General features: G+C 58.8%; 17 protein-coding genes and 1 riboswitch. Of the genes, 3 read left to right on the top strand and 14 right to left on the bottom strand.

The window, feature by feature from the left end; genetic code table 11:
• Window positions 1-78: 78 nt before the first annotated feature.
• The 6 genes from PO881_RS22080 to PO881_RS22055 are packed head-to-tail and all read right to left on the bottom strand — an operon-like array spanning window position 79 to window position 7,967.
• The gene (locus PO881_RS22080) at window positions 79-885 is read right to left on the bottom strand and encodes an ABC transporter permease (RefSeq protein ID WP_280173011.1); all 807 of its coding nucleotides are present in this window, start codon (window positions 883-885) and stop codon (window positions 79-81) included.
• Entirely contained in the window at window positions 878-1,744 is an 867-nt protein-coding gene (locus PO881_RS22075) for an ABC transporter permease (protein ID WP_101761280.1), read from the bottom strand. The genes PO881_RS22080 and PO881_RS22075 overlap by 8 nt, the downstream gene beginning before the upstream one ends.
• A complete protein-coding gene (locus tag PO881_RS22070; RefSeq protein ID WP_280173010.1) occupies window positions 1,744-2,826 on the bottom strand; it encodes an ABC transporter ATP-binding protein in 1,083 nt (360 codons plus the stop codon). The genes PO881_RS22075 and PO881_RS22070 overlap by 1 nt, the downstream gene beginning before the upstream one ends.
• Entirely contained in the window at window positions 2,823-3,899 is a 1,077-nt protein-coding gene (locus PO881_RS22065; protein ID WP_280173009.1) for an ABC transporter substrate-binding protein, read from the bottom strand. Before PO881_RS22065 ends, PO881_RS22070 begins: the two co-directional genes overlap by 4 nt.
• A complete protein-coding gene (locus tag PO881_RS22060) occupies window positions 3,883-5,913 on the bottom strand; it encodes a hydantoinase B/oxoprolinase family protein (RefSeq protein ID WP_280173008.1) in 2,031 nt (676 codons plus the stop codon). Before PO881_RS22060 ends, PO881_RS22065 begins: the two co-directional genes overlap by 17 nt.
• Entirely contained in the window at window positions 5,910-7,967 is a 2,058-nt protein-coding gene (locus PO881_RS22055; protein WP_280173007.1) for a hydantoinase/oxoprolinase family protein, read from the bottom strand. Before PO881_RS22055 ends, PO881_RS22060 begins: the two co-directional genes overlap by 4 nt.
• A gap of 210 nt (window positions 7,968-8,177) precedes the next feature.
• On the opposite strand from PO881_RS22055, the gene PO881_RS22050 reads away from it, so the two are divergent.
• Window positions 8,178-9,653: a Sapep family Mn(2+)-dependent dipeptidase gene (locus PO881_RS22050; protein WP_280173006.1), complete on the top strand. Its 1,476-nt coding sequence runs from the start codon at window positions 8,178-8,180 to the stop codon at window positions 9,651-9,653.
• Between the two features lie 30 nt (window positions 9,654-9,683).
• Here the strand turns inward: PO881_RS22050 and PO881_RS22045 are convergent, their stop codons facing one another.
• The 3 genes from PO881_RS22045 to PO881_RS22035 form a co-directional block, all read right to left on the bottom strand.
• Window positions 9,684-10,451 (bottom strand): 3-oxoacyl-ACP reductase, encoded by a 768-nt coding sequence (locus PO881_RS22045; RefSeq protein ID WP_280173005.1) that lies wholly within the window; start codon window positions 10,449-10,451, stop codon window positions 9,684-9,686.
• Window positions 10,452-10,565: 114 nt separating this feature from the next.
• A complete protein-coding gene (locus PO881_RS22040; RefSeq protein WP_280173003.1) occupies window positions 10,566-12,014 on the bottom strand; it encodes an acyl-CoA reductase in 1,449 nt (482 codons plus the stop codon).
• Window positions 12,011-13,093 carry a long-chain fatty acid--CoA ligase gene (locus PO881_RS22035; protein ID WP_280173002.1) on the bottom strand — a complete coding sequence of 361 codons (1,083 nt, stop codon included), beginning with the start codon at window positions 13,091-13,093 and terminating at the stop codon, window positions 12,011-12,013. Before PO881_RS22035 ends, PO881_RS22040 begins: the two co-directional genes overlap by 4 nt.
• Window positions 13,094-13,194: 101 nt before the next feature.
• Window positions 13,195-13,322, bottom strand: a riboswitch (TPP riboswitch).
• 123 nt (window positions 13,323-13,445) lie between these two features.
• Here PO881_RS22035 and PO881_RS22030 point away from each other — a divergent pair.
• Complete coding sequence (locus PO881_RS22030) at window positions 13,446-13,712, top strand: DksA/TraR family C4-type zinc finger protein (protein ID WP_008110643.1); 267 nt, start codon at window positions 13,446-13,448, stop codon at window positions 13,710-13,712.
• A gap of 336 nt (window positions 13,713-14,048) precedes the next feature.
• Entirely contained in the window at window positions 14,049-14,738 is a 690-nt protein-coding gene (locus tag PO881_RS22025; protein ID WP_280173001.1) for an NYN domain-containing protein, read from the top strand.
• 177 nt (window positions 14,739-14,915) lie between these two features.
• On the opposite strand, the gene PO881_RS22020 is transcribed toward PO881_RS22025, so the two are convergent.
• The 5 genes from PO881_RS22020 to PO881_RS22000 are packed head-to-tail and all read right to left on the bottom strand — an operon-like array spanning window position 14,916 to window position 21,165.
• Window positions 14,916-16,142: a M20/M25/M40 family metallo-hydrolase gene (locus PO881_RS22020; protein WP_110867135.1), complete on the bottom strand. Its 1,227-nt coding sequence runs from the start codon at window positions 16,140-16,142 to the stop codon at window positions 14,916-14,918.
• Window positions 16,143-16,152: 10 nt separating this feature from the next.
• Window positions 16,153-17,790 (bottom strand): ABC transporter ATP-binding protein, encoded by a 1,638-nt coding sequence (locus PO881_RS22015; RefSeq protein ID WP_280173000.1) that lies wholly within the window; start codon window positions 17,788-17,790, stop codon window positions 16,153-16,155.
• Window positions 17,790-18,617: an ABC transporter permease gene (locus PO881_RS22010; RefSeq protein WP_280172999.1), complete on the bottom strand. Its 828-nt coding sequence runs from the start codon at window positions 18,615-18,617 to the stop codon at window positions 17,790-17,792. Before PO881_RS22010 ends, PO881_RS22015 begins: the two co-directional genes overlap by 1 nt.
• Window positions 18,610-19,557 carry an ABC transporter permease gene (locus tag PO881_RS22005; protein WP_110867133.1) on the bottom strand — a complete coding sequence of 316 codons (948 nt, stop codon included), beginning with the start codon at window positions 19,555-19,557 and terminating at the stop codon, window positions 18,610-18,612. The genes PO881_RS22010 and PO881_RS22005 overlap by 8 nt, the downstream gene beginning before the upstream one ends.
• A gap of 9 nt (window positions 19,558-19,566) precedes the next feature.
• Complete coding sequence (locus PO881_RS22000; RefSeq protein ID WP_280172998.1) at window positions 19,567-21,165, bottom strand: ABC transporter substrate-binding protein; 1,599 nt, start codon at window positions 21,163-21,165, stop codon at window positions 19,567-19,569.
• Window positions 21,166-21,172: the final 7 nt, after the last annotated feature.

Genomic DNA, 21,172 nt, shown 5'->3' with positions numbered 1-21,172 from the left:
ACCCGTAAACGCAATATCCATTATTTATCACGCAACGATCCCATTATTTCCCCATCACGGCGGCGATAACCAAACAATCTAACTCAACTTCACCAGCCCAATTGTTTTCTCAATTACCATTAAAATCAGCACCGCGAAGATAATAAAGATCACCGAAATCGCATTCACCGTAGGATCGAAAGTCTGGTCGACGTAATTAAATACCCGAACCGGCACGGTGATGGTGTCTGGCGCGCTGAGAAACAGGCTCACGGAGACTTCACCAAACGAGGTCACCGCCGCAAATACCGCTCCGGCCAGAATGCCGGGCTTAATGAGCGGCAGCGTGACGTGGCGAAACGTATACCAGCGCCCCGCGCCCAAACTCATCGATACCGCTTCGAGCCGCTTATCCATTGCCGCCAGGCTCACGCTAACGGTGCGCACCACATACGGCAGCGCCACCACCACATGGCCAATCACCAGCCCGCTGATCATCCCGGCGATACCCGCCGCCGTCAGCACATAAAGCAGCGCAATGCCCAGCACCACTTGCGGAATCATCAACGGCGACAGAATAAACGCCTGTAATGTCTCGCGATAGCGGAACTCCAGCCGCGCCAGCGACCAGGCGGCAAACGTACCCAGCACCACGGTGATTGGCGTGACGATCACCAGCAGCAAGGCGCTGATCCACAGCGACGCGATCCAACCGTCATCCTGTAAAAGCGCGCTAAACCAGCGCAGCGAGAATCCCTGCGGTGGAAACTGTGGATACGGTTCCGGGCTAAACGCCGAGAGCACAATCACCAGCACCGGCAGCGCTAAAAAGGCGTAAATCACGATGCCCGCCAGCGTCACGCCGAACGGCGTCAGCCGCTGCGACAGGCTTTGCGTGTTATCCATGATTTTTCTTCTCCCAGCGTTTCAGGAACGCGCCCGCAATCCCGGCGACAATCAAGGTCATCACCAGCAACGTCAACGACAGCGCCGCCGCCAGCGGCAGATTGGCGATCTGCATCGCCTGCTGATAAATGGCAATCGGCAGCAGCGGCTGTAAGCGCCCACCAATCAGCAACGGCGTGATGTAGCTGCCTGCCGCGAGGGAAAAGACGATGATGAAACCGGTCAGCATGCCGGGCAGCGTCAAAGGCAGCACCACGCGGCGGAAGGTCATCGCTGGCGTAGCGCCCAAACTCATCGCCGCCAATCGCAGCGAGGGCGCGATTTCATTCAGCGAGGTAATCAGCGGCAGCACGGCAAACGGCAGCATCACCTGCACATAGGCGATGATCACCGCATTCATGTTCCACAACAGACTCAGCGGCTGCGGAATCAGGCCGGTGAACAGCAGGAAGCCGTTGATCAAACCGTTCTGCGCCAGCAGCACAATCCACGCGAAGGTGCGGATCACCACGCTGGTGAGCAGCGGAGAAATCAGGATCACATACAGCAGCGTGCGCCAGCCGCGCCGCTGCGTCGTTACCAGCAGCCACGCCGCTGGCCACGCCAGTAGCACGGTAATCGCGGCGGTGAGCAGCGACACCCACAGCGTGGTCCAGAGCGCGTGCAGATATTGCGGATCGGCAAACACCGTCACATATTGCGCCAGGCTGTAACCGGGCAGCGGATTGAGCAGGCTATCAACGTTGGTCAGGCTTTGGTCGAACAGCAGCAGCAGCGGCACCAGCAAAAACAGCAGCAGAAACAGTAGCGATGGCGTCAGCAGCAGCCAGGGAAACAGATTACGCGTGGCGATCTTCATCAGGCGCGCTCCTGCGCGGGCAGCACGATGACATCCGCCGCTTGCCAGTGCAGATAGCAGCGATCGCCCAGCACGGGCAGCTGTGAAAAGTGCGCTTCTGCGGGCTGCACGCGGATCTCGCCGCCGCCCGGCAGCTGGCACACCAGCCGCAAGGTCGCACCGGCAAAACTCACTTCTTTCACACTGGCGGCGCTGCCGTTGCTGGTAAATTGCTGCGGCTCGCTGGAGAACTGCACGCGCTCAGGGCGCACAATCAGCAACGATGAGGCACTTGCCGGTTGCGCGGCGCTGAGTTGCAGCGCTGATCCGGCGACAACAAAGTGATCGCGCGCCTGGTAAAGTCCGTTGTGCGCAGAGGCATGGAACAGATTGGCTTGTCCGACAAACTCCGCGACAAAGCGATTCGCCGGTTGGCGGTAGAGCGCGGCGGGTACGCCAATCTGCTGCAGCTCGCCCTGGCCGAGAATGCCAATGCGATCCGACAGCGTCAGCGCCTCTTCCTGATCGTGCGTCACCAGCACCGTGGTGATGCCGACGCGCTGCTGCAACGCGCGCAGTTCGTCCTGCATCTCCTTGCGCAGGCGCGCATCGAGGTTCGACAGCGGTTCATCCAGCAGCAGCACCTGCGGTTCAATCGCCAGCGCGCGCGCAATCGCCACGCGCTGCTGCTGTCCGCCGGAAAGCTGATGCGGCATGCGCTGCGCCAGCCCTTCCAGTCGCACCTGCTTTAGCGCTTCGGTGACACGACGCTGCTGTTCGCTGCGCGATACTTTGCGCACCTTCAGCCCGAACGCGACGTTATCGCCCACGCTCAGATGCGGAAACAGCGCGTAGTTCTGGAACACCATGCCGATGTGGCGCTGATACGGCGGCAGCGCGGTGACATCCTTGCCACCAATCAACACGCGCCCGTTATTCGGCGACAAAAATCCGGCGATGATATTCAGCAGCGTGGTTTTGCCGCAGCCGCTCGGCCCGAGCAGGGAGAAAAACTCGCCCTGCTCGATGGTGATGCTGACGTCATTCAGCGCGCGATGGTTATCAAACTGCCGCGCTACGCCTTCAATGACGACTGAACTCATTTGGCACCACCCAGCGCCTGGCTCCAGCGACGCGTCCAGTCCGCCAGCTGCGGCGTGGCGGTGCTGTAATCAATCCAGATCAGTTTGCTGTAGGCCTCTTCGCCCACTTTCACCTGCTTCTTCAGGTTGTCACTGTACTGCACGTCTTTGTTGGTCATGCCATACAGTGATTTATCCGAGAAGGCTTTCTGCACGTCAGGCGCAGACATGGCGTTAACCACTTTATAGGCGTTGGCGAGGTTCGGCGCGCCCTTTGGAATCACCCAGTTCGCGGCACCGACAACCGGGCCATCGGATGGATAGACGAAATCAACTTTCATGCCCTGCTGCTTAAGCGCAAACACGCGGCCATCCCAGTACGGCACCACCCACGCATCGCCGCGCTCCAGCAGGGTTTGAATCGCGCCCGGACTATCCGGGAACGCCACCGCGTTGCCGCGCAGTTCCGCCAGTTTGGTGAAGGCTTTATCCACGGCGGCAGGCTGATTAAGCTCGCCGCCCAACGCGTGAACTAAGCCCGCGAAGAACTGCAAACCGGCGGCGTAGGTTGGCGATGAAATCGCTACGTGGCCTTTGTATTCCGGATTCCACAAGTCGAGCCAGCTTTTAGGCGGGGTTTTAACCAGATCGCTGCGATAAGCGAGGCCAAGCTGGCCGAGGCTGAAGGCGGCGGCGTAGGTTTGATTGTCATAAACAAAGCGCGACTGCACGCTCTTATACAGATTATTTAGGTTGGGAATATCTTTGGCATCCAGCGGCTGCAGCAAGCCCGCCGCCTGCGCGCGCTGCACGGTATCGGGCTGGAACACCACCACGTCATACGGCGAACGACGGCCTTTGGCGGCACGCAACTTGGCAAACCATTCGGCATCCGCGCCCGGCACCACGGTCAGCTTCAGGTGATTATCTTTGGCAAACTGCTCCAGACCGGACGCGCGGATATTTTTCTCCCAGTCACCGCCGTAAACGCCAACGATCACCGAGTCTGTGGTTTCAGCCGCGCTCGCCGCACCGCTGATCAACATGCCCACCAGCGCGGTGAGCAGGATTTTTTTGTTATTTAACTGGCGCATGGCCATCTCCTGGTATTGAGGTAATTGACGCTGAAAGTTCACTCTCCAGCGCGCGCAGCGCAGCGACAAACGCCTGGCGCGCCGTCGCGATATCTGGAGAAGTTGAACGGGGAAAATCTGCCGGTAACTGCGCTAACGCGGCGGCAAACACCGCAGAGCGATGGCGCTGGCGTTCGGCCGGACTGAGTGGATAAAGCAGCTGATTGAGCCGCGTCAACACATCGCCCTCAAACAGCGTTTGCCAGTTCTCGCGCGCCGCGCCGAAGGAAGATGACGCCGCACGCGGTTGGCTGCGCAAGGCGGCGGTGGCCGCGGCATCAATGCCGTTATCGGTAAGCACCACGCCATAGTGCTGCGCGGCATCGGTGTGGCTCAGCAAATGGTTATCGACATCGTTTTGCACCGCCAGCGCATCGCGCTTGAAAGGATCGCCCCAACCGCCGCCGCCGGGCGTTTGCAGCAGCACTTCGTCACCGGCGTTGACGCTCAGCAGATCGATCTTGCCGAGTGGCTGGCCGCCCGCGACATCAGGATTAAGCGTCAGCGTGGTCGATTGCCCCGGCTGACCGCCCTGCACGCCCCACGGCTGGAACAGCATGCGCTCCATGCCACGCGCCAGCAGCGTGCTGTCATTTTGCAGAATGCGCACGCGGATCTGCTGGCCCATGCCGCCACGCCATTGTCCTGCGCCGGCAGAACCGGGGCGCAGCGCGTACTGGCGGATTTCGATATGGGTTTCCGCTTCCACCATCTCCACCGGATTGTTCGCCAGATTCGAGATGCTGTTGTCGCGTCCGTCGATGCCATCGCGCCCCCAGCGCGCCCCGCCGCCACCGACCATCGGTTCGATCACCTGCACATTCTGCTCGCGGCCATTGCGCGCCACTTCGGCGATCACCAGCGGAATGATGGTGCCACCGCTGGCGGCGGGCATTACGTCCGGCAACGGCTGACCCAGCAAACCGTTCAGCAGATCATTCACGCGCACCGCCGCCGCATGGCGTACGCCAACTGCCGCCGGATAGTGCGGATTGACCAGCGATCCGGCGGGCGCAAACAGCGTCACCGGCGCGAGTAATCCGGCATTCAGCGGCACGCCTTTGTCCAGCGTGCACACCAGCGCCAAAATGCGCAGCGTCAGCCACGCATGCGGATCGCCGTGGCTAGGAATGTTGATCGCCGCCGCCACCTGCGCATCGCTGCCGGTGAAATCGAGATGCACCTTGCCATCGTTAAAGGTGGCGGTGATGGCGAGCCGCACCGGCAAGCCGCTGCCTGCGGCGTCATCGAGGTAATCTTCAAACTGATACACGCCGTCGGGAATGCGGCGCAGCACCTGGCGCGCGCGGATCGCCGAATATGCCTGCAAATCCTGCTGCGCCTGCACCACGTTGGTAACGCCATGCTGCGCCACGATGCGATTCAGACGATCGCGACCGGCATTGAGCGCGGCCAGCATCGCCTGAATATCGCCAGCAATCGCATCCGGCGTGCGGCTGTTGGCGGTGAGAATGTTCATCACATCACGATTGAGTTCACCCGCACGCACCAGCTTGACCGGCGGAATTTGCAGCCCTTCCTGATAAATATCGCTGTTGGTCGGCGAGATGCTGCTCGGCACGCGCCCGCCAACGTCGGAGGCGTGTAAAAAAGCCCAGCCCCACGCCACCAGTTCGCCATCGACGAACCACGGCGCCAGCACCTGCAAATCTGGCAGATGCGTCGCCAGCCCGCGCGAGCGCCAGGGATCGTTAGTCAGAATCACATCGCCGGGCGCAACCTCGCCGACCGCCTGAATCGCGGTTAGCGCGTTCAGCCCGACAAAACCGGAAACGCCAATACCTTTCGGATAGGCAAAGAAGCGGCCTTGCAGATCAGCCACCGCGCAGCAAAAATCGGCGGTTTCCTTGACATACAGCGTGCGTCCGGTGCGCTGCAGGATGTGGCACATCTCTTCGGTGAGCGCGGTGAGTTTTTGGTTGAGGATTTCGAGAGTGATGGCATCCAGTTTCATGCTGCGTCTCCCGTTACACGCGCGATCAGCAGATTGCCGCTGCTATCGGTGCACGCCGACCAGCCAGGCAAGATCAGCGTGGTGGTATCGTCTTGTTCGATCACCGCCGGGCCGTGAATGTGGCTCTGCTTACCGATGTTCACACGTTGCCAGATGCGCGCATTCACCCAGCCGCCGCGCAGATAAAGTGGGCGCGAAACTGGCTCATCAATCTCAACGTCTGCGTTAAAAGGTTTGTCGGTTGGGCGCGGCAACGCGGCATTCAGTGACAGGCGCAGCGTGGTGAGTTCAATGGCCGCGTCAGGCGTGTTAAAGCCATAACGCTGCTGATGCAGCTGCTGAAAATGTTCCAGCAGTTGTTGATGCGTGATGCTTGCCGGGCTGCCGAGAGTGACGCTGAGTTCGTAGGCCTGCCCGGCATAGCGCATATCCGCTTCCACCCGATAATCGGCGCGTTCGCTGAGGCGGCTGGCCTGTTCGGCAAACCACTTTTGCGCCAGCTGATGCAGCTCCGCAACGGTGGCGACGATTTTGCCGTAGCTCTCCGCTGTAACGTTGATGCGCAGGCTGCGCACAAAGTCGCGGCGGATATCGGCGCTGATTGCGCCCTCGGCGCAGAACGTGCCGGGACGCAGCGGCACCAGAATGCGATTGATGCCCGCCTCTTCGGCGAAGAAGTTGGCGTGGGTCGGGCCCGCGCCGCCAAAGGGAATCAGCGTCAAGCCATCGGCGGTCAATCCGCGCTGCGCCAGCGCTTTGTTCAGTTCGGTCGCCATCTGCGCGGTGGCTACTGCGATAGCGCCGCTTGCCACCTGTTCGGCCGCCAAACCTAACGTTTCACCCAATTTGCTGAGTGCGCGATGCGCGGCGGCATGATCCAGCGTGATGGTACCCGCCAGCGCCGCGTCGGCGGATAAGATGCCGCTCACCAGATAGCAGTCGGTGAGCGTGGGTTGCGTGCCGCCGCGCTGATAGGCAACCGGACCCGGATCCGCGCCCGCACTTTCTGGGCCAACCTTGAGAATGCCGAAATCATCGACATGCACGATGGAGCCGCCGCCGGCACCAATCGCCGATACGCCCACCACCGGCAAAATCAGCGGCAGGCCGCCAATCTCGGTGCGGTTGACGCGTTCGATTTCGCCCTGCTCCGACAGCGAGATATCGCTGCTGGTGCCGCCCATATCAAATGAGACAAAGCCCGTTCCGGACGCCAGATGCGCGGCAGCAATCACGCCGGATGCCGGTCCGGAGAGCAGCGTGTCCACCGGGCGCTGATGTGCGGCGTCCAGCGGCAGCACGCCGCCGTTGGACGCGGTGATCAATAAGGGAACGTCAATCGCCTGCTGCGCCAGTAAATCGCCTAGCCGGTTAAAGTAGCGCTGCATCAGCGGCTGAATATAGGCGTTCAGCCCGGCCACCAGCGTGCGTTCATACTCACGAATCTCCGGCCACAGTTGCGCCGAAGAGAGCACCGGCACCGCGCCTAACTTTGCAGCCAGCGCGCTTGCCAGTTCCGCTTCACGCGTGGGATTGGCATAACCGTTGATGGTCACCAGCGCCACCGCGCTCACCTTGAGTTGCAGAACCTCGGATGCCACCGTTGCCAGTTCGGCCTCAGTTGGCCACTGCGTCACTTCACCGGCGGGACTAAAACGCGCCGGGATCTCCAGCACGCGCTGACGCGGTAAAAAAGGCGGCTCGCGGTCGGCATGAAAATCAAAGGAGGACGGCATGCGCGCACGCGCGATCTCCAGCACATCGCGGAAACCGGCGCTGATCACCAGCGCGATGTCCGCGCCGCGCCGCTGGATAATGGCGTTGAGGCCCAGCGTGGTGCCGTGCAACACCAGCGACAGCGCGCTGGCGGGCAAACCGCTTTTCAGCAGCACGGCGCGCAGCCCGTCACTCACCGCCAGAGCGGGATCGGCGGGCGTGCTGGGCTGTTTATGGAAAAAGCGTTGCTGGCGTTGCGGATCAAATAAAACAAAATCGGTAAAGGTTCCTCCGACATCCACGCCGACTGTCGCTCCGGCTGCGGGGCTGTTATCCACCTTAATTCTCCTGCATTACTGGTGACTTAGCGTCGTAGGGCGTTAATCTCCGTTGCTTTGCCATGCAATACGAGCAACAAAAATAGCTAAGCTTTGCAGGAATGCGCATGAAGTGGCGCTTAGCTGCGTGGTAACAATGGTTCGCGCAAATGCGTCTAAGCCGACGCGGTGGAATGTTTTATGTTGTGCATAAATTGAAGGAGAAGCCTTATGTCCGCGTCGTTATCACCTCAGGAAAGCGCGCTGTTGCCACAGATCCAGCAATGGATCGCGGAACATCGCGCCGCATTAACCAATGATTTGGCCGAATGGATTGCTATTCCCAGCATCAGCCGCGCCGACCGCGCAGCGCCCGGCGCGCCTTTTGGCCCCGAGTGCGCGCAAATCTTGCAGCAGGTGTTAGATCAGGCCGAGCAGGCCGGTTTCAAAACCGAACAGCATCAGGGCTACGCCGGTTCGGTGATTTATGGCGAGCACGCGCGCGACATCGGGCTGATTAACCACCTGGATGTGGTGCCAGCGGGTGACAACTGGACCTTTCCGCCCTTTGCGCTGACGCAGCACGGTGATTTTGTGATTGGTCGCGGCGTGGCGGATAACAAAGGGCCCGGCGTGCTCAATTTCTATCTGTTAAAGCTGATGCGCGATCTGAAAATTCCGCTGCATCACAATCTGCGCATCGTTTATGGCCTGGCGGAAGAGACCAACATGGCCGATATGGCGTGGTTCGCGGAGAACGGTCCGGTGCCTGATTATTCGATTGTCACCGATGGCATGTTCCCGGTGAACAATGCGCAGAAAGGGCAACTCAGTTTTACCCTGAATGTCGCCGAGTCGGGCGTGCTGGCGGATATTGTTGCCGGATCGGCCAGCAATAGCGTGCCGGATTTTGCCAGCGTGCGGATTGCGCAGGCCGATCAGCATGCGGTTAGTGAAAAGCTGGCGCTGCTGCAGGGCATTGCCGCGACCTATGTGTCGATCAAGCCGGAAAACGATGGCGCTTTCACCCTGAAAGCGCGCGGCAACGGCGGGCATGCCGCCTTCCCCGACGGCACGCTGAATGCCACGCAGGTGCTGCTCACCGCACTGATTGAGCTGGAGCTATTGGGCGATCACGAACGTCAGCTGGCGGAAACGCTGGTACAGCTGTTTGCGTCGCCGTATGGCGAGAGCGCCGGATTGGGGCTGGAAGATGCGGAGTCCGGCAAACTGACGCTGAACGCGGGCGTGTGGTACAGCCATTACGCCGACACGCTGAGCATTGACTGCGATATCCGTTATCCGGTTTCGTGGCGCGGCGAGCAGATCGTCGAGATGCTGCAACAGCAGTTAGCCGCTACTACCATTACGCTCGATCCCGGCTGGCGCGACGTGGCGCCGTTTTTCCTGCCGACCTCACATCCGGTGATTTCGCTGCTGCAGCAAGTGTGGAATGACACCACCGGCAATGACGATCGCCCTTACGCGATGGGCGGCGTGACCCATTCGAAGAAGCTGCCAAACGCCATCACCTTTGGGCCCGGTTACCGGAAAACCGCAGCAAACACGCCCGATTTTTTACCCGAAGGCCATGGATTGCCGCACGGTGCCGACGAGACAATCCATCTGCCATCGCTGCTGGAGGCGTTGCCGAAATATGTGATCGCGTTGATCAGGTTGGATAGCTATTTGCTCGCGCAGGATTAAACCGATCGCCATAAATGGCGACCGTACGGTTCAATTCATCACTAATCCGCCATCAACGTACAACGTTTGTCCGGTGACAAATTCACTCCAGTCGGAGGCGAGAAACAGCACCGGGCCGGTAACATCTTCCGGTCGCGCGATGCGCCGCAGCGGGGTTTGTGCGGTGAGGAGATCACGCACCGCTTCGCGCGTTGCCTGGCTGGCATCGGTGGGATACACCAGGCCGGGCGCCACGCAGTTTACGCGGATCCCTAGCGGGCCCAGCTCCGTCGCCAGCGTGCGGCTAAAGCCGGTCAATGCCGCTTTCGCGGTGATGTAATCGTGGTAAGGCACGGAAGGACGCGCCACCAGATCGCTGGTGAGATTAACGATACTGCCGCGCACGCGCGCGCGCATTAAAGGCAGCGCACCCTGGCAGACGTTATAGGCGGCTTTTACCGCGCCATCGAACTGCGACTGATAGCCTGACCACGACGCTTCCCAGAAACGTGAACGATTTTCAGTGTCGAAAACGTAGGGTGCGAAAGCGTTGTTGATTACCGCATCGAGGCGGCCGGTGGCGTTGACGATCTGCTCCATCATGGCGTTGACCTGCTGCTCACAGGTGACATCGGCGGCAATCGCCAGCGCGTCGCCGCCCAATGCGCGGCACTCCTCAACCACGCCCGCAGCGGCAGCTTCATTGCGCAGATAGTTCACCACCACAAACGCGCCTTCTGCGGCGAAGGCTTTAGCGATCGCTGCACCAATGCCGCGGCTTGCGCCGGTTACCAGAACTGTTTGGTTGGAGAATTTCATTTTGGCTCCAGGTTGATATGGTCACGTAATATCTGTAGCGGCGCGATTTATCGCGCGCAGCTGATTGATGCGCAATAAATTGCACCGCTACGGTATGTGCGATCTGTTACCGCGTCACTCCGCATACGGTGCGTAACGCTCGGCGGTCGCTTCTGCGCCCTGCTCGATCTCCGTGATGGTCACCAGATCGAGCAAACTAAAACGTCCATCGTGATGCCAGCCCGCTTCCGGCGAGGTCATATTGCCGAACGCCGCGATGCGCGTAACGCCCACTTGCCCGAGCAGAGCCGAAATGCCGAACAACGCCTGCGGCGCGGCCGCCACGCCTGCGGTTTGCAGAAAATGCCGCTGCGGCGCCACCAAATCGACCACTTCCTCCAGCGCATCCACGCACACCACTTTCAACGTACGGCCCAATGCCGCCGGCGATAAAGGCTCCGCATGATCAACGCTCACCACTGCCCAATCGTCTGCCGCCTCGCCGTAAAGCGTACGATCGCCGCCCAGCGCGCGAATCTCCTCGCCATTACGCCACGCGGCAATGCTGTTGATCTCTTCGCTCGCCAGCGGACGGCGCGGATGTTTGTGCGCCAGCGCGGCGAGTTCATGGGCGATGTAGCTGGCGAACTCATCCGGCGACACCTTGCCGCCGCGCTCGACAAACAGCATTTGCGGCGAGTAACAACCGGCTTGGTCGTAACGCATCACGTCGTAAGCCACGCGACGCGCCAGCTCCGCGCCTTGCCGTACATTCAGCGCCGAACGCGCCACCATTCCGAAGCTGATTTTATGGCCGTGCGGCAGAAAGCGCGTGGTAACCGGCAAACGCTGTTGGATCGCCGCCAGCGTTGAATTTCCACCATAAGCCACCAGCGCATCGGGCTGACGCAGCCACGTTAGTTCGGTTTGCGCATCGCCGCCTTTCCACCACACCACCGCGATACATTCGCCCAGGTTAGGATCGATCTCCGCCAGCAACTGCGCGAACCAGCTTGCCATCAGCGGCTCATTGCCTGGCAGTTTACCGATGGTGCCCGCCTTAACCAGCAGACCGCAAATCAAACTCCACAGCGGCAAGCCCGGCACGTTGCCCGCCCAGATATGCATTAACAATTGCGGGCCAAATGCGCGCGCAAAGCCGCCTTTGGGGCGCGGCTGGAAATCGTCGAGCATCTGCGCATCGGCGAAATCCTCCGCCAGAAAGCGCTTTAACTGCGGTTGACGAAAGGTTTTCAGATAGCCGGTAAGGCCAAGCCGCACCATCTCGGCATCGTAACCGGTGACGATGGGCAGCAGCTTTTCGGCCTTGATGCGCAGTGGATGATGACGATCGAGCAGTCGCGCCACCGCTTCATCAATGATGCCCATGATCTGCGCCACGCTCAGCTGCTGGAGATAAGCGCGGGCGTTGGTGCGGATGCGCGCTGCGAGCGCCTTTATCTGCGCGTCATCAAGTTGCGGAACGCAAACCTCGAGGCTTTCGCCACGATGACTGAAACTCAGCGTATGCCACTGCACTTCGTCCGCGGAGAGGCCCGGCAGATGTCCGGCAACTTCCTTCACAGCGCCGCCTGCGCGCTGGCGAGAAACGCTTCCATGGTCAGCGAACAGCCTTTGGCATCAGCGCCGGTCGCGCGTCCCAGCAGATGGAATCCACCGGGCACCCTCACGCCCGCATCTTCCGTTAACAACGCAGACACCGAGTTGAAATGTGCCAGATCGTGATGCACGAGCACGCCAACCTCGCCGTCCGGCACGTCATCACCGGTAAGCGGATTGACCACGCGCGTGCGGATCCAGTGCGGCCCGGATTTCACCGGCGGGCAGCGCTCATTGCCCAGGTCGTAAAACTGCGTGCTGATTTCCGTCATGCCGTACATATTGATGCAGTGGGAACGCGGGATACCGAAAGCGTAAGAGAGCGAAGCGTAGAATTCTTCCGCGCCCATCTCGCGCGACTGGCCTTTGAAACCGCCGGTATCAAGAATGCGGCTGCCTGCCGGCAGCGCGAAGCGGCGTTTTTGGCGCTGCATGTCATCCAGCAGAGGCACAAAGCTGTAACTGGCGCCCAGCAACGCGTAGGGTTCGCCACCCGCTTCGGCCTGTTCCAGCGCACTGAACAGACGACTGGTTTCGAGGCCATGTTCGCCCACCATCACTTCACTGTCCGGCGTGCCACACTCTTGCAGCGCCAATTTAAGATAGGTCGCCAGCGAGGAGTTCGGCATCGCCACGGTATCCGGGAACAAAATGCCCATGCGGATGCGATCGCGGCCCGCCATAAAGCGACGGCGGAAATTGAGCAGCATCGATTTTTTCCATACCTCCAGCGTTGAATGGTAACTGCGCCCTTTTACCGTGCCGGTGGTGCCGCTAGTCATAAAGATCTCGGTAATTTGCTCGGTGGGACGGCAGCTGAGCGTCAGATCTTTGAAGGCATTAATCGGGATGGCGGGTATGTTGCGCCACTTTTTCACCGTCAGCGGCGTGCGTCCGCGCTGGGTGGCGAAGCGGCGATAAGGGGAATTGTGTGCGAACTGATAAGCGAAGATTTCGAGGGCCAGCTGGTTGAAATCGTCGTCTGAGCTATCTTCGCGCTGCAGAAATGTCAGCAGAGCCTGGATGATGTGAGTTTCGTTCATGTGCGTCGCCACCTTTGCGATTGCGCAGAGACTCTCAGGCAACGCCTGAAGAGCGCGAACTGTCCGCTACAAAGCACAAAGAGGGAATCAGGGCGCGATATCGCCCTGCGGTTCCGCATCCCTACGCCGGTATTAGCCGGATCAGGTTCGGAGGGTCACTACGTTGCTCGCGCATACACGCCAGCCGGTAGAATCTCAGCCCCTTAACAGAGCACCCCTTGGAACAAGCCGCAGTCTAGGATGGCGCGCGATGATGTGTCAACCATGTTAAATACGCGTGAAAATTTGAGCTGCCCGGCACAAATCACGTCATGTCTTATACTCAGAGCATGAGTATTTACGGAGGTGAAGTATGGCTGGCGGTTGGTCAGAAGACGGTGCGGTGCACAAACAAATTGATGCCACGGTAGATGATGCGGTGGCCCGCGCGCGTGAAAATCTCGGGCACGGTGAAAGTGCTGAATTTTGCGACGAGTGCGGCGAACCGATCCCGGAAGCGCGTCGCGCGGCATTGGCTGGCGTGCGTTACTGCGTGAATTGCCAGAGCAAGATCGATAAAAAACAGGCGGCGATCAGCGGTTATAACCGCCGTGGAAGTAAGGATAGTCAGTTGAGATAGTTATTTAAATTAGCAATTCAGGTTAATGGATATTTTAAAATTTCATTTGCACTCGTTACTTTTAATTAGAATTACCATTAATCTGAAGCAAGACCATTCGCATATCTCCTGATTTTTCAAAGTTAAATACTGCAGCACTATTGCTGAAGCCGAAAGAAGAGCCTAATTTTACAAACTTTATGGCTTAGATTTCACCTTGAGCAACTTGAGTTTAGCCAGTAATGCTGATAAGTTAGCCACACAACTCAACCCTGTACGCAGCGATTCAGTTCGCTGGCCGTTAGGGTGAAAAAACCGGCTCAGGCCGGTTTTTTCGTATCTTATGGAAGGATAAGAGTGAGTACTGCAATATTCATTGATGGATACAATGTATTTTATGGACTCCTTGCAGGTACGCCTTATAAATGGCTCAACTTGTCATTGCTGCTGTCACATATATGCCGGGTACAGGATCCGACTGCCATAATTGAAACAATAAATTATTATACCTCCTCGGTTATTCCCCACCTCGCCACACGCGGTATTGCATCCCGACACGCTCAGGATACTTATATTCGCGCGCTGAAAACGACCGGAATAAATATCTTCTCCGGACGTCATCGACTTGAGCACGCTCGGGCTCCGCGTTTCATTAGTAAAAAAGTACCCGCATCACGTCTGGATAAGGTAGATATCTGGGAGCTGGAAGAGAAAGAAACCGACGTGAATATTGCCATCAGCATGTATCGTTTGTTTGCTAAACAGCAGAAGTTGCCAATAGAAGAGAGGATCGCGCAGCTGGTGTTAGTATCGGCTGACACCGACATGACGCCAGCACTTAAGGCGATTCGCGAAGATTTTCCCGACATTCGTATCGGGATCATTTTGCCGCACCGCCAGGGCAACGTACGTGGTGTTCCGGGTTCACTGCAGAATCATAGTCACTGGATACGCAGAACGATCACCAATGAAGAGCTTGATGCATGCCAGTTTCCTGTTCGGGTTGCAACGCATAAAAAACCTGCGGTTAAACCCGAATATTGGTAAGCATCAAAACCACGCCATTTAATGCGCCTCGCGGTAAATGGCATAGCTCACGATGTTCTCCGTAGTGGCCTATTTCATATCGAAACGTAATGCGGGAACGGTTACTGATAAATCATTCAGTTCAACGTCCTGCGTCAGGCTAAATCCTATCAGCTCTCATCAGCGCTTAAACCTGCATTAAGCGGCCTCAACCGGCTGACAAATCTCCAGAATGGCCAGCAGATAGATGCGCACCATATCGAGGAATTCACTGATTTCTACGCGCTCATCCGGCATGGTGTTGTATTTGCCGCCTGGCCCACAGACGATCCCTTCCATGCCCGCATGCTGATAGAGATGTGCCGCATCGGTGCCGAAGAACGCCGGAGGCGTGATCACGCCGGTGGGCTGTTCGGTGCCGCGCACGGTTTTCCAGCCGCGATTCACCGCTTTGACGATGGCGGACTCCGGGGACACTTCGAACGGTAACATGGTGGGTTTATCACGAATGCCATCATCATAAAGCTCGGCTTTCAGGCCCGGATAGCGTTGGCATAAGGTATTCAGCAGCGCCTGCAGATCGGCGAGCACACCTTCCACCGTTTGTCCTGGCGCGAAACGTGCCGAGCCTTTTAAGCGCACAAAGTCAGCCACCTGCGGCGGTCGCCACTCTTCCAGATCGCGGCCTAACGCGCCATGCACGGTACCGATATGACCACGGTTAATCTTGCGATGCTCAGCGGTTTTCGCGCCGCTAAAGGTCATGCCGTTAATCTGCGGAATCAGCTCGACGGCGGCGCTGATCGCGTCCACCGCTTCTTCCCGTTTTGACAGATGGCGCGTATCGCCGGTGAGCTCAATAGTAAACATCAGCGAACCGGCGTGCATGGTCAGCGCTTGCAGATCGGTGGGTTCGGCATTGATGAAGTAGTCGGCGCGCACACCTTGCTCAATCGCCGCCAGCGTACCAATGCCGCCCTGCAACTCGCCCACCACGTAGGTCAAAATCACATCGCCTTTCAGCTTTACACCGGCATCAATCAGCGTTTTTAACGCGCAAAAATAGGCGGCATCACCCGCTTTCATGTTCGAAACGCCAATACCGTAGATAAACTGTTCATCGATTTTTCCTTCCCAGGGATCGACGGTCCAGCCTTCGGTGACTGGATTAGTATCCAGATGTCCGTTGAACAGCAGGCTTTTGCCGCCGCCGCTGCCTGCCAATCGTCCGATGGCATTCAGCCTGTCGCCGGGCACGTTCTGCAGTTCGGTTTCCAGGCCCAGCTGCGCCATCTGCGCGGCCATGTATTTCGCCAATTCACGCTCGCCATCGGTGGCGCTGTAGCTTTTGTGCTGCACCATTTTTGCCAGGAATGAGAGGCAAAAATCGCGATCGATATGATGAATCAACTGTTCAGGCTTCATGTTTCTCTCGTCATGCAACGGACTTGGATAAGTCGGGAATATGCACCGCATCAAGCAGTGCACGGGTATAAGGATGTTGCGCCAGCGCCGTCATGTTGTCGCCGGGCAGCACTTCCACCACGTCACCGCGATACATCACGGCGACACGATGGGCGATTTGGCGAATCAGGTTGAGATCGTGGGTAATAAACAGATACGCGGTGCCGTAGCGGCGGCGCAGTTCCAGCAGCAGCTCGATAATGGTGGCCTGCACCGAGACGTCGAGCGCGGCGGTGATCTCGTCACAAATCACCAAATCCGGCGGATTGGCAAACGCACGGGCGATAGCAACGCGCTGCTTCTGCCCGCCCGACAATGCATGCGGATAACGCTGCGCAAACTCCGCCGGCAAACGCACTTCCTGCAGCAGGCGCGCGACCGCCTGCGCCTCGGTTTCACCTGCGGGTAAACCATACAACCGCAGTGGCCGTGCGATGATTTCGCCAATGGTCATGCGCGGATTCAGCGAGGCATCAGGATGCTGGAAAATCATCTGCACGCGGCGGCGATACTCTTTATCCATTTGCGCCCGGCCATGTAGCGCGTAGCCACAAAAGTCGAGCTCGCCGCTGAACGGCACCAGGCCGGTAATGGCTTTACCGAGCGAGGATTTGCCGGAACCCGATTCACCAACCACGCCGAGAATTTCTCCCTGATGCACGGTGAGCGCAACCGCATTGGCGGCGCGCGTAGTATTGGCTTCACGCTTCAGCAGACGATCAAGAAGACCGTGTTTGCCGTAATCGATGGTCAGCTGTTTCAGGCCGAGTAACGGTTGGTTGCCGGGCGCGTCCTGCACCAGCCGGTGCTGCGGATTGGGTACCGCCTTAATCAGCTTGCGCGTATAGGCGTTTTGCGGCGCGCTAAACAGGCTGCGCGTGTCGGCCTGTTCGACAATGCGTCCCTGTTCCAGCACACAGACGCGATTGGCCACTTTGGCCACCAACGCCAGATCGTGCGAGATGTAGAGCGACGCAACGCCGGTCTCTTCGCGCAAACGCTCATACAGATCGAGGATTTGCGCCGAACTGATCACATCCAGCGCGGTGGTTGGCTCATCAAAAATCATGCAGTCCGGCTGGCAGGCAAACGCGGTGGCGATCAGGATGCGCTGCTTCTCGCCACCTGACACCTGATGCGGATAGCGGCGCATCATGCGCGCCGGATTTTTAAGTTCAACGTCGTGCAGCAGCGATTCGGCCATCTCCTGCGCTTCACGCGCCGATAAACCGCGATGGCGGCGTAACACTTCGGTGACCTGCTCACCCAATGTCAGCGTGGGATTGAGCGAGGCGCTGGGATCCTGAAAAATCATGCCGAGTTTGGCACCGCGCAGCGCTGTCAGTTTGGCCGCGGGTAAAGTCAGCAGGCTCTCGCCGTTGAGACGAATATCGCCCTGCAGCTCGCGCGCATTGCCCGCCAGCCAGCGCATGATCGCCCAGCCGAGCGTGGTTTTGCCGGAACCCGATTCGCCCACCAGCCCCAACACTTCGCCAGGCATCACCTGCAGGTTGATGTCACGCAGTACCGGTAGCGCATGTCCTTTGGCTAACGCGTAATCGAGGCTGTAATTTTCCACCGACAGCACCGGTGTCAGCTTGTCACTCATCAGTGGCTCCTTGGGTTGAGCACATCACGCAGCCCGTCACCCAGTAAATTAAACCCAATGGCGACCAATGCGATGGCGAGGCCCGGAATCATCATCATCCACGGCGCATTAAAGAAGTAAGCGCGCGCTTCAGAGACCATCAATCCCCATTCTGGCTCTGGCGGCTGCGCGCCCAACCCCAGAAAACTCAGGGTGGCAAACAGCATGATGGCGAAGGCAACGCGAATGGTGGCTTCCACGATGATCGGCGCCAGAATATTCGGCAGCATTTCTCGCAGAATGATGTAGTGCCCGGCTTCGCCGCGCGCGATGGCGGCGTTGATGTAATCCTGCTGGCGGGCGGCCAATGCCACGCTGCGCGAGATGCGCACCATGCCCGGCACAAAGGCGATAGTGATCGCCAGCACCGCGTTCATGCTGCTCTGCCCAAGCGTGCTGACAATCAGCAACGCAAACAGCAGGCTGGGAATCGCCATCACCGCATCCATGGTGCGCATCATGAACTCATCAAATTTGCCGCCCAAATAGGCGCTGGCGGTACCAAGCACCGAACCGATTATCATCGCCAGCGCGGTCGCCAGCAGCGACAGTAGAATGGTTGAGCGTGCGCCAACCATCACGCGGCTGAAGATGTCGCGGCCCATCTGATCGGTACCAAACCAGTGTTCCGCGCTGGGCGGCTTATAGCGCGTCAGGATGGAGATCGATTCGGGATCAAAAGGCGCGACGTGCGCACCGCCCACCACCATCAGCAGCGCCAGCAAGATAATCAGCACGCCAGCGGCACCCTGCGGTGAACGCAGCAAACGTTTCAACATATCAGGCATAGGAGATCCGCTTATCGAGAGTGACATAGGCCAAATCAGCCAGGAAGTTCACCACTGAATAGGTCGCGGCGAGAATCATCACGCCAGCCTGAATGGTGGGCAGATCGCGCGCCTGCACGGCGACAATCAGTTCGCGGCCAATGCCGGGAATGGCGAAGATCTCCTCCACCACCACAATGCCGCCCAGCAGGTAACCAACATCCAGCGCCACAATGGTGATGGTCGGCAACAAGCCGTTACGCAGCGCATGTCGCCAGAGAATGCGGCGACGCGATAAGCCCTTTAGCCACGCGGCGCGGATGTAATCGGTATGCAACACATCGACCATTTCTGAGCGCACCATGCGCGAGACGTGCGCCACCAGAATCAGCGCCACGGTCACCGAAGGTAGAATCAGGTGCTGGATCCCGCTGACGACGTTCTCACTGAGCGGCACATAGCCGGTGGCGGGCAAAATCTGCCAGACATCAGCAAAAAGCAGCAGCACCAGCGTGGCGGTGACGAACTCCGGGAAGGAGATGCCGATATAGGAGATGACACTCACCAGCACATCGGCGGTTTTGCCACGGCGCACCGCCGCCCAGATGCCGAGGGGTATGGCGATAATCAGCATCAGAATTAAGGCGCACACCGCCAGCAGCAGCGAGCGTGATAATGCCGTCAGCAGCGTCGGCGCCACTTCAAGACCATTGCGCATCGATACGCCAAAGTTGCCCTGCAGCGCCTGCGTCAGCCAATGCCAATATTGCTGCCATGCTGGGGCATCCAGCCCCAGACGTTCACGCACCGCCGCTAGCGCTTCCGGCGTGGCGTTTTGTCCCAGCAAGGTGACAGCCGCATCGGCCGGTAACAGTTGCGTGATGCCAAAAACCAGCAGCGACACCACTAACAAGGTGTAAACCATCAGCAGAAGGCGTTTGAGCAGATAACTTGCTGTCACGTTCGATCCTTACGCTGCGCGCTTCGGCGCTTTGTCGGTTAACCAGATATGGTCAAGACGGAATACCGCACCGCGCGGATGCAGATGATATCCGCCGACATAATCGCGGCTGGCGGCGAGCAGATCGAAGAAGGTCGGGATCACCGATGGCACTTCGTCATGCATCAGCTGCTGCGCTTTGCCATACAGCGTGGTGCGCTGTGCTTCATCACGGGTTTCACGCGCCGCACTTACCGCTTTATCAAACTCCGCGTTGTTCCAGCGCGTTTCATTCCACGATGCGGTTGAGGTGTAGAGCAGCGAGAACACCGCGTCTGGCGTCGGCTGCATGTTGTAGAAGCCAACGTAGAAGTTGCCCTTCTTCCACACCTGATCGAGATAGGTGCTGTGCGCCATGGTCTGCACGTTGATGCGGAAACCGCCCTGTTTCGCCATCTCGCGCAGGGCAATGCCCAGCTGCGTGCGGGTGGCCGGTTTGTCGGAGGCGATAAGCGTTAAATCGATACCGTTGGGATAACCGGCCTCCGCCAGCAGCGCTTTGGCTTTGCTGTAATCCACCGCTTTTTTCGCCAGGTTGGCGAAGAACGGATACGCGCCGTTAATCGGCGTGTCGTTGCCCGGTGAACCCAGGCCATCCGCCACGAAATCCACCGACGCCTGACGATCAACGCACAGTGCCAGCGCCTGACGTACCCGCACATCATTAAACGGTTTTTGGTCGCAGCCCATGTTCACATTGAGGAACTGGCCGGAGGCCACGCGCAGCGGCAGCACGCCGGAAGATTTAGACAGGCGCGCGAACTCGCTCGACTGCGAGCTCAGCATCAGATCGGTGTCACCGGAGATCAGCGCGGAACTCTCCGCGATGCCATCGGGATAGACCACCACTTCCACGCCATCCAGATAGGGACGCGCCGGATCGTAGTAATGCGGATTGCGCTTCACCACAATTTTGCGTTCTGGATCGTAGGAGACCAGCTGGAAAGGACCGGCGCCGAACGAGGCTTTGCTCAGCTTGTCATACTGGCCTTGCGCGATGCTGGCGGGGATGATTTTCGCATCCGGATAAGCCAGCATCACCGGCAAATCGGCGTAAGGCGCATCGGTTTCAATCAAAACCGTGTTGGTATCTGGCGCGCTGACGGCGTTAATCGGCCCAATGTTATGCAGCGCTGGCGAGGCATTTTTCGGATCGAGCAGCGCCTGCAGGCTGGCGACCACATCGGCGGAAGTCAGCGCGGAACCGTCGCTGAACTTCAGGTTCGGGCGCAGGGTAAACGTCCACTGTTTAAGATCGGCGCTGGCCTGCCAGGATTGCGCCAAATCGGCTTCGGCTTTCATCTCCTGCGTCAGACGCGTTAAGCCGCTGTACAGCAGTTCCGCTACCAGATATTCCGGGTTGACGCGCACCTGATGTGGATTTAACACGCCGACGGCTTGATCAACGCTGATGCGCAGCACACCGCCTTTACGCGCCGTGCCGCCCGGCGTGGCGCTCGCCACCTGCGCGGCATGGGCCGAGAACGACCAGGGCAGCATCGCTGCGCCCGTCAGAGCGGTAGAACTGGCGATAAACTGTCTGCGGTTTAACCCTTTCATTGCGCACATCTTCTCT

The organism is Pantoea sp. SS70, assembly GCF_029866845.1.
Taxonomy (GTDB): Bacteria; Pseudomonadota; Gammaproteobacteria; order Enterobacterales; family Enterobacteriaceae; genus Pantoea; species Pantoea leporis.
The sequence above is the reverse complement of the archived record's forward strand: the minus strand, read 5'-3'. Positions and strand labels throughout refer to the sequence as shown.